The organism is Bradyrhizobium sp. TM102 (genome assembly GCF_009176685.1).
Taxonomy (GTDB): Bacteria; Pseudomonadota; Alphaproteobacteria; order Rhizobiales; family Xanthobacteraceae; genus Bradyrhizobium; species Bradyrhizobium ottawaense.
Map to the genome: position 1 here is coordinate 4,373,012 of NZ_AP021855.1, position 13,195 is coordinate 4,386,206.

The following is a 13,195-nucleotide window of genomic DNA, read 5'->3' on the forward strand; positions in this document are numbered from 1 at the left end:
AACGGGAAGCTCAGCGGCAAAGGCTTTCCAGCCCGGTCCGCAGACCGAATATGCCACAGGAGCAGGGCTTTATCGGGGCCGCACGACCGTCTCAGCGGCCACCGCGCGAGACCCGCTCGATTTCGGCCTTCACGATGCGTTCAACGAGCCCCGGCAAATTGTCGTCGAGCCAGGATTTCAGCATCGGACGCAGCATCTCCTTGACCAGATCCTCCAGCGTCCGTGCATTGCTGCTGAGCACCGTATGGGCCAGGGAGTTGAAGGCGGATTCGACCGCCGAGACCGTCGACTGCGCGAGCATGGGCTGCTGCGGCGGCAGCGGCGGGGCATCGAAGTCCACCGGCGCGTAGGACGGCGGCGGGGTCGGACGCGGCGGCGGCGATTCGGCGAATTCGAGGTCGTCGCGCGGCTCGACCTTGCGGAAACTCGGCGGCGGCGGAGGCGGCGTCGGGTCCATCGCCATCTCGTCGGTCAATTCGAGCACGTCGGGCTCAGGCTCGGGCTCCGGCTCAGGCTCGCGGACCTCCGGCGCAGGTGTTGCCGCATCGAGCCCCGCCAGCAGCGCGTCGATATCGTCCTGGTTATTGGATGCATCCGCCGCAGGTGCAGGCGGTGGGGCCGGTGCTGGCTTTGCGGCAGGGGGTGGCGCGGGTTTTTCAGCGGCAGGCTTGGCAGGGGCAACCTTGGAGGGCGGAATGTCGTTCATCGCCTGCGGCTTGGGTGCGGGCGCAGCAGGAGCTGGCGCCGGCTTTGCAGCCTCAGCCGGCGGCGGCTTGGCCTCATCGTCGGCAATGATGCGCCGGATCGAGGCCAGAATCTCCTCCATCGAGGGTTCTGTGACCTTTGCAGGCTGCGTCATCTCCGACTCCACATCATCAACGCCCTCGCATGCGTTGTTTTACACCAAGCACGACAGGATTGGCCGGTTCCGGATGGGTGGCCCGACATTTTCGTCGCGGCAGCCCGACTTGTCCCCAGATCACGGCTCAACGTGCAGCGGTGCGCCCCTGCCCCCGGCACTCAAGCTTTACGCATACAGCATCACTGCGAGGCGAATCGACCCGCATCGTCTTGGAAAGGCTATGTCAGGGATTTTGGTGATTGCAAGCAAAGCGCCGGTCGGCCTCGGCAATTCACGAGGCCGACCGGACGAGTACGGGAATCAGCGCCCGTCAGGCGTACGCACGCCGGCCCAGCTATCGCGGACCTGATGGTAGTGAACGCTGGGATCATAAACCGTCGTCCCAAGGCCGAGGACCTGCGGCGCCAGACGGCCGACGGCGGCGAGGACGTTGTACGATGCGACGACACGGTCGTGCTGCGCGGTCACGAGCGCGACGCGCGCATTGACCAGCGCTTGCTGCGCGTTGAGCACGTCGAGCGTGGTGCGCTGACCGGCCTTTGCCTCTTCACGCACGCCGTTCAGCGCGATCTCGGACGCCGTCACCTGCGCTTGCGCCGATTGCACCTGCGCCTTGCCGGCCTGCAGCGAACCCCACCACTGCACGACGGTCGCGCGGGTCTGATCCCGCGTGTTTTCGAGGTTGAGACGTTGCTGCGCCAGGTTTTCCTTGGACTGGCGGATCAGCGAATATTCGGAACCACCCTGATAGATCGGCACCGAGATCTGCGCGAGCGCGGAAGCGCTGAGCGAGCGGTACTGAATCAAAGATTGTTCGTAGGCCTGGGTCACGCCCGCCTGCAGGGTGACCGTGGGCAGCAGAGCGCCCTCGGCAACCTTGACCTGCAAGAAATTGACGTCAATGCCGAACATCGCGGCCGTGACGTTCGGATGCTCGACGAGGCCGAGCTCGACCGCGGCAGCGAGCGTCGCAGGCAGGAAGCGATCCACCGGCGAGCCGGGTGCCAGATTCGTCGGCTCGTTGCCGATGATGCGACGGAAGTTCGCGCGCGTCGTGGTGAGATTTGCTTCCGCGGTCAGGGCCTGCGTCCTGCCAGCCGCCAGCTGTGCTTCCGATTGCGCAACGTCGGTGCGCGTCACCTCGCCGACATTGAAGCGATCACGGGTCTGCTTGAGCGTCTGCTCGAGCACGCGCACGTTGCTGCGCTGGACTTCGAGCGTCGCCGCGTCGCGCAGATAGTCCATGTAGGTCGTGGCGGCCTGGAGCAGCACGGTTTGATCGAGGCTGCGCAACGCTTCGCGGGAGCCGGAAACCTGACTCTCCGCGGCGCGCGTTCTGTTGGCGGTCTGGTTGCCGTTGTAGAGCGTCTGGGTGGCAGTCAGTCCCACGCTTCGGGGATAGCCCTTACCGTTAATCGGATCGCTGTTGGTGGCACTTTTGAAGTCCGAGTACTGAATGCCCCCGCTCGCCGTCAGCGAGACCTTCGGGCGATATCCCGACAGCGCCTGCGGCACGTTTTCATCGGTCGAGCGCACCTGGGCGCGCTGTGCGTTGAGCTGTGGATTGTTCTGATAGGCGCGCACCAGCGCGGACTCGATCGTGTCCGCCAAGGCAGGCGTCGGCCCGGCAAGCGCGAGCAGCAGGACCGAAACCGCAGCTCCGGTGAAGAGCTTCACCCCATGCATCCCAAAAATTCCGTTCATTCTAACGCCCGGCTCGTGCCCGCGAGCTGGGTTACCGTCTACGAGTGGAGTCGTTGCCCCGCCGCAACATAAGACGCGGTCAAGCGCGACGGAACTACCTGAGGGTAGTTCTCGGTGGAAACTCTTCACGTGCAGCATCCCGGCCACACTTCTGATTCAGAACGGGATTTTATCGCGTTTTAGGCGTCAGAAGACGAAGGCGGCCGCCCGCTCCAGCCCGGGAAGGACCGGAGCGGCAGCGTCGAACAGGGCCCGATGGCCGAATTCACCATGGGTATGGGTCACGATTATGGCGCGCGGCGGCCTGGATTCGGCCGACACCCCCACCAGACGCCCGCCCTCCTTCAGCTGCCCGAGTAGCGCTTCCGGGGTCACCTCAGTCGCGCCATTGAGGATGATCACGTCATAGGGAGCGGCGGACGGATCGCCGTCGGCGCAGGCCGCAGCCTTGCAGGTGACGTTGGCAAGGTTCAGGGCGGCCTTGGCTTTCGCGGCCAAAGCCGAATCGCATTCGGTGGCGGTGACCTGGCCGGCCAGCTTGGCGGTCAGCGCGGCGAGGTAACCCGTGGCGCAACCGACCACCAGCACGTTGTCGCCCTCGCCGATCTCGGCGGCCTGGAGCAGCTTGCCGGTCAGCTGCGGCTTGATCAGGAACCGCTTTGCAGCGCCTTCGCTCACGTCGAGATCGAGATCGAGATAGGCCAGCGCCTGCCGGTCGGCCGGCACGAAGGCCTCGCGTGGAACCGTGAGCATGGCATCGAGAACACGACGATCTGTGACGTCATTGGTGCGCACCTGGCCATCGACCATTTTGAGGCGCGCGGTCGAGAAACCGGACATTTGCGGACCCTGCAAGGCGGACGATGCCGCGGACGAAATTCGCGGCATCTTTGGAGCATGCACGGCCAAAACGCAACACGGCCGTTAGCCTGCGCAGCTAGGGCATCCGCATGTTACCGCATCAGGGTCGGGACGGATTATTCGATGGCCACCGCGAGGCGGCCGATGAGAGCGGCGACTTCGTCCAGCCGCGCCGAATCGGGCGTCTCGACCGCACGCGCCAGACAGGCGAGGCATTCGTCGTCGCTGAGCTCGGGAATGTCGGCCGGCAGAATCGAGGGGGCCATATGGTCGACCTGGATGTCTGGCATGGGAATCAGCTCCGTTGAGATCCGGCAAACCCGAGGCTCGATTTCAATTGAGTCGATTTGGCGCCACCCGCATGGCGTGACGGCGCCCATGCACACATCTGCTTGAGGATGATTCCGGGCAAGAATCTATGGATGCGCGGCTCAGAGAGCAAGACAACGACGTCGCGCGCTACATGAGGGCGCGGCCATAAATCATTGAATCTGCGGCAGAATTTGGCTCCCCGGGCTGGATTCGAACCAGCGACCATCCGATTAACAGTCGGATGCTCTACCGCTGAGCTACCGAGGAAAAGGCGAACCAGTCGTTCGCGCGCGGCTGCGTATAACAAAGCCGCTTGCGCTTGCAAAGGACGAATTCGTCATCATCCGCAATGCGCCGGAGGAAGGCTGGGACGCCCCCTCCTCCGGGCCGTGTCGGCCAAACGCTACTCGGCGAGGAACGAGGTGGTCTTGGTGCCGGGATCGTAGCGCAGCCGAAGCGCGGTCATCTTGCAGAGGTTGACGTTTTTCCAGAGCACGGCTTCGTCGTAGTTCTGCCAGTCGACGCGGATGTTCCAGACGCAGCCCTCGTCGTCCTCGTCGAACTCGACATAGGTGCTGGCCTGGTTCTGCAAAACCTTCTCGAGTTCATTGTCCCATTCGTCCAGGCCATCGTCCGGCGCGTTGAAGCCCAGGAATTTGATGGCATAGCCGGTCTCGTTGACGACGGTGACGTTGCGGGCATCGGCCGCGAACGAGGGCATGGCGGCGATCGAAAGGCCGATCGCGATCAGTCCAGACAGAAAATATTTCATATGAAATTCCCCGATCGAAACAGGCTTCAGCGCCTGGCGTCGATCGGCGCAGGCGCCGCGGCAACCAATGTCGTTGCCTTGGAAGGTTCGTCCGGAGTGCGATCGAAGGTTCAAGACGATCGATCGTCACTCCGGCACGTTGCGCGACGCGAGACGCGCTCAGCCTGTTTATCGATTCGAATTCTCCGCAGCAATGAACGGGCATTCATAGATCGGCGGTGTTCGTCTTCTCCGGTGCCGGAGCCGGCACGGCGGCGCCGTTGCTCTTCCCCGTCACGGCGCCGACCAGCGCCTTCACGGGATCGTCGTCGGGCGCAAAGCCGCTCTGGCGCAGGATCTCGTCGATCATCGGACGCAGCGCATGCACCTTGAGGAGTTCGCCGGCGAGTCCCTCGCCGAAGCCGACATTGCCTCCACCGGCGCCGTTGCCGCCGAAGGCGCCGCCGGTGTGCAGGATACGGACGTCCTTGAGGTTGGCGATCGGCTTGACCATCTCGGCCAGCGCCGACGGCATCGTCTCGATCCGCTTCTTGGCGATCTCGAAGTCGATGACGTTGCTGCCGAGCTTGTTCTGCGCCTCGTTCTTCATGGTGATGACGGCAGCTTCCGCCTCACCGATGTTGCGCACGCCGACGGCCTTGATCTTGTTGGACTCGGCTTCGGCCGTGGCCAGCGTCTTCACGGCCTCGGCGCGATCGAGCGAGGCCTTCTTCTCGGCTTCGGCCGCGACGATCAGCTCCGTCGATTTGCGCTCGGCCTCGGTCCGCGCGGCCAGCACCTGGGTGAGACGGGCGCGATCGGCGACCTCGACCGCGCGTGCGGTCACGACTTTTTCCTCCGCGGAGACCGCGATCGCTTCGGCGGTCTTGGCCTCGGCGACGGCTTCAGAGGTCTGCTTGCTCTTGGAGGCGATCTGGATCTCGTTCTCCTGGGTCGCGATCTGGATCTCGCGCTGGGCGTCGGTCTTGCGCTTGTTGATCGCCAGATCCGATTCGATCACCGCGGTTTCCTTGACCTGCTTGGCGCCGGCTTCCTTCTCGGCAACGGCACGGTCGGTATCGATGCGGGCATTCTCCTCGGTCAGGCGCGCGGTCTGCGTCGCGGTTGCGACCTCGGCGCGGGTGCTCGCGGTCTTGTTGGCGATGTCGCGCTCCTGCGACAGCTCGGCCTCCTTCTTGGTCCGCTCGATGCCGAGGGTCTGCTGCCGCGCCTCGAGGTCCTTCTGGGCGATCGCCACCTCGTTGTCGCGCACGATGGCGTTGCGGTCGCGCCGGCGCGTCTCGGTGACGGTCTTGAGCTGGGTGAGACCTTCGGCGTCGAAGAAGTTTTCCGGGTTGAAGAACTTGACGTCGGTCTGGTCGAGTTTTGTCAATGACACCGATTCGAGCTCGAGGCCGTTCGACTTGACGTCGGACTCGACCGTGGCCTGCACGTGCTTGACGAAATCGCTGCGCTTTTCCTGCAGCTCCAAAATGGACATGGTCGCCGCCACCGAGCGCAGGCCGTCGACGAATTTCGCCTCGACCTGGTTGCGCAGGGCCTCGGCGTCATTGGTCAGCGCGCCCAGCGTCTGGCTTGCAAGCGCGATACTCTCATCGTCGGGACGGACGCGCACGTAGAATTCGGCGACGATGTCGACGCGCAGCCGGTCCTTGGTGATGAGGGATTCCCGCTCCTTGCGTTCCACCGTGAGCCGCAGTGTCTTCAGATTGACGCTGGCATAGGAGTGGAAGATCGGCAGGATCATGGCGCCGCCGTCCAGCACGACCTTCTTGCCGCCGAGGCCGGTGCGCACGAAAGCCTCGTCGCGGGTGGCGCGCTTGTAGAGGATGGTGAAGACGATCCCCAGGACGACGATCAGCGCGACGCCGATCATGGCCGGGACTGCGATGTCGAACATGATGTTCTCCGATGATGACTTGCTAGCTGTTTAGAGTGGGCTTGGAAGGTTTGAGTTCATCGTCGGCCTTGACCGCCACGAAGCGGGTGCCGTCGCGGTCGACCAGCAGGACCATGGTTCCCTGTGGCAGGGGCGATGACGCCGGCGCCGCAACCGCCCAGACGAAATGGCGGTTGCCGTGGACGTCGGCGACGCTGACGCGCCCGGGCGGCCCCTGGTCGAGCGGGCCGATGACGACCTCACCGATGCGGCCGACGAGATCCCCGAGGCCAACGGCATAGCTTTCATCCCTGGGAATGGCCCGCGCGATCGCCCTGCTGGCAGCGCGGACCAGCGGAACCGAGACCGCGACGGCCCCGACCGAGGCGAGCGTTGCCGGCAAGGGCCCCGCAACCATTCGCGCGATGTCCTGGATCAGGAAGCCGGTGATGGAGAAGGCGCCGAGCAGCAGCAGCAGGAAGATCAGAAGCGGCACGCCGCCGACATTGATCCAGGAAATGGCGTTGATCACGCCATTGTCGCTGGGGTGAGCGAAATCGATGTTGGTGCCGAGCATTTCGCTCAAGGAAGCCCCGACCAGCATCGAGACCACTTCGATCGAGCCGACGATGAGGATCATGGCCGCCGCGATCGCGAACGGCCTGACCTCCGGCGACATGACGTGTTCGAGCAGAGCGCTCATGACACGGTACTCAGGAGCGCGACTTCAATCGCGCGAGCCTCGCCGCAATTTCCTTGTCGCGATGCAGCGTGCTGAGCTCGTCGATGTCGCTCGAATAGGGAATACCCGGCGGCACGCCGGTGGCGCGTGCCACCGCCCTGCCCGCCCGCAGCGCCTTCGCTGCCGCAGAGCCGCCGCCCTGTTTTCGGGATGACGTCGAGGCCTGATGGATTACCGCCGCCTCGCTCTTTTCGAGATCGGCACGGCGCTGCTCGGCGTCCTGGAGCGCAGACAGCACCGCGCGCAGCGAGGTGATGCATTGCTCGATCTTCTCGTTGTTCTCGTCGATGGCCCGGGAGAGCACATCGAACTGCGCCTCCAGATCCATCTGCCGCGCGATGCCGGCGCGGGCGAGATCGTCGCGGCTGTCAGCGATCGCGCCCTCGATCTTGGGGGCGAGATCGGCCATCTCGCGTTCGATCTCGGTACGGCGCGCGTTGAGGCGATACTCCTCGGCACGCGCAGCGGCCAGCCCGTCGCGCGCTTCGCTCTCGGCCCGCTCGATCTCGCGGATGGCCTGCCCGACCACTTTCAGCTTGTTCTTGCCTTCCGCCTGCTCGATCGCGTCATAGGCGATCCCGGCGATCAGGCGCCCGACCCGGGACAGGAAGTTTTCGGGAGCGGCAGCGATGGTATCCATGGCGTTCTCCTCCTCTGGCAGATTGTTCGGCGTGACGCCGTAGTGAACTTCAAAGCCGTCGTCGGTGCGGATGAGGCGCGCGGGCACGCTTTGCCCCCAGCCCTCGGCATAGCCGGCATAGTCGAAGGGCACGCTGAAGCGTCCCTCGACGGTCGCAATCGAGATGGTGGCCGGCCCCTTGATCTTGGCGAGCTTGTCGTCGAGCGGCAGACGGCGGCCCTGTGCCGCGCGATACTCGGCGCGGTCACGCAGGCCCAGCGTCACCAGGCGCGAAGGCAGCGCGGTCTGTTTGCGGATCGGGTCATAGGCGTGGGCATGCAGCAGGACGACATTGGAGCCGACATTGTGGCTCCGCGCGACCTCATCGAGGATCTCCATCATGCGGTCATAAGCCCTGAACGTCGCCTCCAGCGCGGCCTTGGCGGCCGAATCAGGGGCAAGCCTGTAACGCAGCGCGGACGGCGCGTTTCGGGGCGACTGGCTCATGGAAAGCACTAAAGCACCATTTTGGTGCTTTAGAAAGAGGAGGCGCAATCACGTTTCCCTGACCCTCATGCACGCTACTTATTAGTCGTTGTGCCAGGGACCCACGTTCAAGCCGGGCGTTCACCCCTAGATCACACCCGATCAAGACTTCTTGCACGCGCGGGTTGCAATTTGAAACGAAATGCAGGGAGGGTTCGGCAAGCCGGTTGCGGCTCGCGCAGCCTTCGTGTCCCGGACAAGCTGCAGCCGTCAGCGTTGCGGCGCAGAGCCGGGCCCCGGGAAGCCGCGCACCTTGCTGATGCATGGGTCCCGGCTCTGCAGCGCACCGTCGAACCGGACGATGCTTCGCATCGCCGGGGAGACGCTGCGCAGCGTCCGGGGCACGCGAGACTAAGCGCTCCCCCACGCAACGCCTCGCTCCACCAACTTGCAATGTGTAACGCAGACACAGATCCGCATCCTCGCGGCTCACTCTGCCCGAGCTTTGCTCATCTCATCGCCCTCTTTGTCAGAGGGCGCAGGGAAGACCGGGTGCCGGCTGGCACCCGCGGTCCACTGTGCGAAACCTGCGTGACAAGAAGCTGCACAGCGGCATACAGGTGTAGCCAGGACAACCCGGCCTTCCCTGCGCAGTGGTTTGACGGCTTATGTCGTGCTCTCCCCGGGGAGCGTTGCACTATTGCCCCCGTCGCCTTGCGGATGGCTGATGCGCTTGCCCGGTTGAGCAATACACATCACCGCAAGACTTGGCGCACAGACCCCGGGCGCCAGGACGACACGATTTTGCCGTACGCCGATCACACCGGTCGTGTGCGCGAGGTCTTTGCTCACGGCGCTCCGCCCTGCAAAACCCTTCGCGCCGATGTGACCCACGTCCACCGCAGCTCACCCCACGTTTCGTGACGATCGCGATACGCCCCTCTGACCGGGGTGAGGTGGCGGGACAATGCGACAAAGCCGAAATTCTGTAAAGGCGAATATTTTCGCCTGCGCGTCTTGCCCCACGGCTAGCGTGTTTTGCCCGTCGGGCAGCGCAACCGCTTGTAGGCTAGGAGCCGGATTGCGCTGCGATCCCATCCGGGTGACGGGAGCTGCGGCCCCCGTTGATCCACAGGCTGTCCGCAGCATATCCACAGGACCGCCATCGCGAATTCGTCAGCCGGCGCGAGCCACTTGCTGCGCACAAATCCACAGGTCCTCAGCCGCCGGCCTGATCGAACACGCTGCGGCAGGCTTCGCTCAGGCTCGAGCGGTTGCGCCGCAGGCACGCCGTGATGGCGCGGACGTTGGGGATTTCGCCGGCGCAGAGCCGGTAGACGTCGGGCGTGCAGGCCCGGCGCTGTTCGGCTGTCCCCTGCGCGTGGGCGGCGGAAGCAAACAGCGTCAGGAACAGCCCGACCGTGGAGGCGCGGCGCGCCCGGCTCTTCACACCCGCAAACCGCAAGAACCTCGCCTTCATGACCAGTCTCCCGTTCCGCCGTGCCCGCTCCAGCCTGCATCGGGCCGGTATGCGAAGGGGTAGGAGAAATAAACCGCCGAGGATGTGATCTCTTTCACATTGCCGGCGCGGCGGAGGAACCTAGAGTTTCCCAGGGGATTTTTTACAAACCGCTAACCAATCGGGACCCGATCGCCGGATCGTTAAAATGCGAACGATCCGCTCAACCGGGTAACAAACCGGCTTTGCGACATTGCGCCGTCCGCGTTCTGCGAGGGTGCGATGAGAAGCGAAGCCGAATTCAACTTGTTGCTGGATGCCGTCCGGGACGCCATGGTCATTGAAGACTTTGCTCCCGCGCCGGAGGAGGAGTTCGTGCCCCGCTCGTGGAGTTTTGACGCGACGCCCAAAGCCGCCAATGACAACGAGGGCGCCTGGCCCCTCCTGCCGTTCCCCGACGGATGGTACGCAGCCTGCTGAGGGCTGCTTTCACGGTGAGCCGTAGCGCCCGCTTTCGCGGGCGTTTTGCCGTCGCCGGAAATCGGGTGGCGCGCCGATCAGGTCTTGACGCGTTCCTCGCCATCCTGCGGCGCCCGGTCGGGTGCGGCCGATGGAAAGATGCTGTCATAGATCGCACGGGCCTCGCGGATGAGGCGGGCCCGCTCCAGCTCGGATTTCGGGACAAATCGGACGATGTCGCCCACGGGTGCTCCAGCGCTCGTTGATGTCGGTCGCATCACTTCGCAGATGCGAAGTCTATGCCAACGGGCGTGAATCGGGGGTTCCAGCGAGCTCCGGACAAACCCGGTGATCGATCCGCCTCTCACGTCGGCAGAACGTTGCGCGCAGCATCAGCGGCGCCGGCGGCGAAATCGAATTATGCTGGGAAATCAGAGGGATATGATGGAGGCCACGACCAGAATTGAACTGGTGTACACGGTTTTGCAGACCGTTGCGTAACCACTCCGCCACGTGGCCCCGTAAGGCCGGAGCAATATAGGGGATGAAGGGTTTAGGCAACCGCCTTCGTCCGATTTTGGCTGGAGGCCGCCCCGTCAGGGGGACCTTCGAACCGCTACGCCTTCTTCCCGCCGGACCCCGCCAGATATTGCGCGAGAATCGTATCGGTTGCGCCGGCCGCGATGATCTTCCCCTGCTCCAGCAGGATCGCCCGGTTGCAGGTGCTCTGGATCAGCTCGATGTCATGCGAGGCGAGCACCAGGATGCCGGCGCGGGCGACGATCTCATCCAATCGCTGCCGCGCCTTCTTGCGGAATTGCTGGTCGCCGACGCCGATCCATTCGTCGAGCAGCACGATCTCGCCCTCGACCGCGGTTGCGACCGCGAAGATCAGGCGCAGCATCATGCCGCTGGAATAGGTGCGCAGCGGCAGGTCGAGCCGGTCGCCGAGCTCGGTGAACTCGGCAATCTCCGCCCGCCGCGCGTCGATCTCGGCGCGGCGCGCGCCGATCACGAGCCCGCGCCGCATGATGTTCTCGTAACCGGTCGCTTCCTCGTCGAAGCCGGCCTGCAAATCGAACAGCGACAGGCAGCGGCCGCGCACGTCGATGCTGCCCGCCGTCGGATGATAGATGCCGGCGAGAACCCGCAGCAGCGTGGTCTTGCCGGCACCATTGGCGCCGATGATGGCGAGGCGGTCGCCGGCGCGGATATCGAGGCTGACCTCGTTCAATGCCTTGACGAGGTGCGAGACCGCCGCCTTCCGGCGCAGCGTCACGGCGCCGACGAACCGGCTGCGCAGCGAGCGGTCGCGAAACGACAGCACCGGAAACGTGACCGAGACGTCGCGTAGCACGATGTGGGCCGTGGTGGTCATGCGCATCACAGCCAATACGCCACGCGATGGCGGTATTTTGCGTAGCAGCCGAGGCCGATGACGGCCACGACGATCGCATAGAGGGCCCCTAACAGCCATTGCTCCGCATCGGTCGGCTGCGACAACAGAGGCCGCCGCACCAGATCGAGCAGCGTCGCGAACGGATTGACCCGCGTCAGCCAGTGAAACGCGGTGCCGCGCGCGCTGTCCTCGGTCCAGATGATCGGCGTGAGAAAGAAGACGAATTGCAGGCCGCTGACGATCGCCGAACCAATGTCGCGAAAACGCGCGCAGAGCATGCCGAGTGCGACCGAGCCGCCGAGCAGCGCGAGGAACAGGATCGCAAACCCGGGCAGCGCGAGCAGCATGCTCCAGTGCAGCGGCCAGGGCATCACGACATAGAGCAGCACGACGATCACCAAATGATGCGCGAAGATGAGGACGTTGCGCGCGATCATCTGGAGGATATGAACGATCAGCGGCGCCGGCACCGCCTTGATGAGATGGCCGGACGCCACGAAGATGTTGGAGCCCTCCTGGAGCGTCGTGGCGATCAGGGTCCAGACGATCAGGCCGACCGCGAAGGACGGCAGGAAGGTGGCGATGTCCTGCCTGAACAGCGCCGCATAGACGGTGCCGACACTTGCGATCGTCGCGGCCAGCGTCAGCGTGATCCAGAGCGGGCCGATCACGGTCCTGCGGTAGCGCAGCGAAATGTCCATCAGCGCGAGCGTGCCCCAACGATCGGGCCGCGCCGCCTGTGCCAGAATTTCCTTTGCTGCGAGCTGAATACGACTGCCCCTCAGGTTCTCGCTCTCCGATGCCGCAACAGGAGAGCAGATCGAAACCGGTGTCGGCCGATCGTCTCTAGACGCCCGGCCCTCGCGGTGCAATCGACCGTACAGATGAACTAGGCCGAAGTCAGGCTCGTTTGCGCCGCCGGAAGTCGCGCCGGCCCTTCGGGGCAGGCTTGGGCGCCAATTCCGGCATCTCGGCCTGGACCTCGCGGTAGCGTGTTAACAGGCGTTCAAAGCTCGCATTCAGCGTCTCGGCGATGTCAGGACGCCGCTCGAGCCCGGCGAGAATCGTCGCCGCAGCCTCGATCGTGGAGAGCCCGTCCTTGCGCGGCTCCTTGCGCAGACGCCCATAGCGCGAGGGATGCGCCGGGTTGAGGATCACGCGCTGGCATTTGAGCATCCAGGGATTGCGCCACCACAGCGCCTTGGCCTGGCTCCAGGTGCCGTCGAGCAGCACGATTCCTTCGAGCTTGCCGAGGATTCCGCGCTGGTTCTCCGCGACCTCGCCCTTGCGGTTGAGCGCGACGATCTCGCCTTCCGCTTCGAGATCGGCGGCGCGGGCCGAGCCGAGATAGAGCACGGCCCAATGCGAGGCGTTCTCGACCGGCCGTCCCAGCGCCTTGGACAGGCTCGGCCAGGACAGGCCGACCCGCACTGTGGCATCGGCAAAATGCCGGGCCAGCAGCCGCGCGGTGCCGAGCGCCCTGTCCTGCTCCTGCGGATGCTGCAGGATCAGGAGCCCGAGGCGGCTCTTTTCAATCGGCGTGACGCTGTCGCAGATGCACAGCGGCATCGGCTTCTGGCAATGCGGGCACTCGGGGATCGGATCGGCGGCGGCAATATCTGGCGGGTTCGACATGGGCGC

13 protein-coding genes, 2 tRNA genes and 1 pseudogene are annotated in these 13,195 nt (G+C 64.7%); 1 reads left to right on the forward strand and 15 read right to left on the reverse strand.

The window, feature by feature from the left end:
• Positions 1-91: 91 nt before the first annotated feature.
• The 10 genes from GDN70_RS20905 to GDN70_RS20960 form a co-directional block, all read right to left on the reverse strand.
• Positions 92-859, reverse strand: a complete 768-nt coding sequence (locus tag GDN70_RS20905) for a PopZ family protein (protein WP_038946737.1) — start codon at positions 857-859, stop codon at positions 92-94.
• A gap of 303 nt (positions 860-1,162) precedes the next feature.
• On the reverse strand, positions 1,163-2,548 hold the full coding sequence (locus GDN70_RS20910) for a TolC family outer membrane protein (protein WP_028144695.1): 1,386 nt from the start codon (positions 2,546-2,548) through the stop codon (positions 1,163-1,165).
• A 204-nt stretch (positions 2,549-2,752) separates the two neighbouring features.
• A complete protein-coding gene (locus GDN70_RS20915; RefSeq protein WP_038946736.1) occupies positions 2,753-3,406 on the reverse strand; it encodes a protein-L-isoaspartate O-methyltransferase in 654 nt (217 codons plus the stop codon).
• Positions 3,407-3,543: 137 nt separating this feature from the next.
• Positions 3,544-3,717 (reverse strand): hypothetical protein, encoded by a 174-nt coding sequence (locus GDN70_RS20920; protein ID WP_018320416.1) that lies wholly within the window; start codon positions 3,715-3,717, stop codon positions 3,544-3,546.
• A gap of 214 nt (positions 3,718-3,931) precedes the next feature.
• Positions 3,932-4,006: transfer RNA gene (locus GDN70_RS20925), tRNA-Asn, on the reverse strand.
• 136 nt (positions 4,007-4,142) lie between these two features.
• Complete coding sequence (locus GDN70_RS20930) at positions 4,143-4,511, reverse strand: hypothetical protein (RefSeq protein ID WP_028144697.1); 369 nt, start codon at positions 4,509-4,511, stop codon at positions 4,143-4,145.
• Positions 4,512-4,716: 205 nt separating this feature from the next.
• Complete coding sequence (locus GDN70_RS20935) at positions 4,717-6,411, reverse strand: flotillin family protein (RefSeq protein ID WP_028144698.1); 1,695 nt, start codon at positions 6,409-6,411, stop codon at positions 4,717-4,719.
• Between the two features lie 22 nt (positions 6,412-6,433).
• On the reverse strand, positions 6,434-7,093 hold the full coding sequence (locus GDN70_RS20940; protein ID WP_028144699.1) for an OB-fold-containig protein: 660 nt from the start codon (positions 7,091-7,093) through the stop codon (positions 6,434-6,436).
• A 10-nt stretch (positions 7,094-7,103) separates the two neighbouring features.
• On the reverse strand, positions 7,104-8,267 hold the full coding sequence (locus GDN70_RS20945; protein WP_028144700.1) for a PspA/IM30 family protein: 1,164 nt from the start codon (positions 8,265-8,267) through the stop codon (positions 7,104-7,106).
• Between the two features lie 1,189 nt (positions 8,268-9,456).
• On the reverse strand, positions 9,457-9,717 hold the full coding sequence (locus tag GDN70_RS20960; RefSeq protein WP_015686208.1) for a hypothetical protein: 261 nt from the start codon (positions 9,715-9,717) through the stop codon (positions 9,457-9,459).
• Between the two features lie 261 nt (positions 9,718-9,978).
• Here GDN70_RS20960 and GDN70_RS20965 point away from each other — a divergent pair, with 261 nt between their 5' ends.
• Positions 9,979-10,176: a hypothetical protein gene (locus GDN70_RS20965; protein ID WP_028144701.1), complete on the forward strand. Its 198-nt coding sequence runs from the start codon at positions 9,979-9,981 to the stop codon at positions 10,174-10,176.
• A gap of 77 nt (positions 10,177-10,253) precedes the next feature.
• On the opposite strand, the gene GDN70_RS35045 is transcribed toward GDN70_RS20965, so the two are convergent.
• The 5 genes and pseudogenes from GDN70_RS35045 to GDN70_RS20990 form a co-directional block, all read right to left on the reverse strand.
• Positions 10,254-10,400 carry a hypothetical protein gene (locus tag GDN70_RS35045; RefSeq protein ID WP_162832223.1) on the reverse strand — a complete coding sequence of 49 codons (147 nt, stop codon included), beginning with the start codon at positions 10,398-10,400 and terminating at the stop codon, positions 10,254-10,256.
• A 200-nt stretch (positions 10,401-10,600) separates the two neighbouring features.
• Positions 10,601-10,674 (reverse strand) — tRNA-Cys (locus GDN70_RS20975).
• Between the two features lie 97 nt (positions 10,675-10,771).
• Positions 10,772-11,377 (reverse strand): annotated as a pseudogene (locus tag GDN70_RS20980) (ABC transporter ATP-binding protein); the annotation flags it as partial.
• A gap of 161 nt (positions 11,378-11,538) precedes the next feature.
• Positions 11,539-12,255, reverse strand: coding sequence for an ABC transporter permease (locus tag GDN70_RS20985; protein ID WP_028144703.1), 717 nt, complete (start codon positions 12,253-12,255; stop codon positions 11,539-11,541).
• Between the two features lie 199 nt (positions 12,256-12,454).
• The gene (locus GDN70_RS20990; protein WP_028144704.1) at positions 12,455-13,189 is read right to left on the reverse strand and encodes a tRNA-uridine aminocarboxypropyltransferase; all 735 of its coding nucleotides are present in this window, start codon (positions 13,187-13,189) and stop codon (positions 12,455-12,457) included.
• Positions 13,190-13,195: the final 6 nt, after the last annotated feature.

What these genes read in the sequence shown, in the direction of transcription:
- GDN70_RS20990 (WP_028144704.1), bottom strand. Translation starts at nt 13,189, where the DNA reads ATGTCGAACCCGCCAGATATTGCCGCCGCCGATCCGATCCCCGAGTGC.
- GDN70_RS20930 (WP_028144697.1), bottom strand. Translation starts at nt 4,511, where the DNA reads ATGAAATATTTTCTGTCTGGACTGATCGCGATCGGCCTTTCGATCGCC.
- GDN70_RS20915 (WP_038946736.1), bottom strand. Translation starts at nt 3,406, where the DNA reads ATGTCCGGTTTCTCGACCGCGCGCCTCAAAATGGTCGATGGCCAGGTG.
- GDN70_RS20935 (WP_028144698.1), bottom strand. Translation starts at nt 6,411, where the DNA reads ATGTTCGACATCGCAGTCCCGGCCATGATCGGCGTCGCGCTGATCGTC.
- GDN70_RS20985 (WP_028144703.1), bottom strand. Translation starts at nt 12,255, where the DNA reads ATGGACATTTCGCTGCGCTACCGCAGGACCGTGATCGGCCCGCTCTGG.
- GDN70_RS20905 (WP_038946737.1), bottom strand. Translation starts at nt 859, where the DNA reads ATGACGCAGCCTGCAAAGGTCACAGAACCCTCGATGGAGGAGATTCTG.
- GDN70_RS20920 (WP_018320416.1), bottom strand. Translation starts at nt 3,717, where the DNA reads ATGCCAGACATCCAGGTCGACCATATGGCCCCCTCGATTCTGCCGGCC.
- GDN70_RS20910 (WP_028144695.1), bottom strand. Translation starts at nt 2,548, where the DNA reads ATGCATGGGGTGAAGCTCTTCACCGGAGCTGCGGTTTCGGTCCTGCTG.
- GDN70_RS20960 (WP_015686208.1), bottom strand. Translation starts at nt 9,717, where the DNA reads ATGAAGGCGAGGTTCTTGCGGTTTGCGGGTGTGAAGAGCCGGGCGCGC.
- GDN70_RS20965 (WP_028144701.1), top strand. Translation starts at nt 9,979, where the DNA reads ATGAGAAGCGAAGCCGAATTCAACTTGTTGCTGGATGCCGTCCGGGAC.
- GDN70_RS20940 (WP_028144699.1), bottom strand. Translation starts at nt 7,093, where the DNA reads ATGAGCGCTCTGCTCGAACACGTCATGTCGCCGGAGGTCAGGCCGTTC.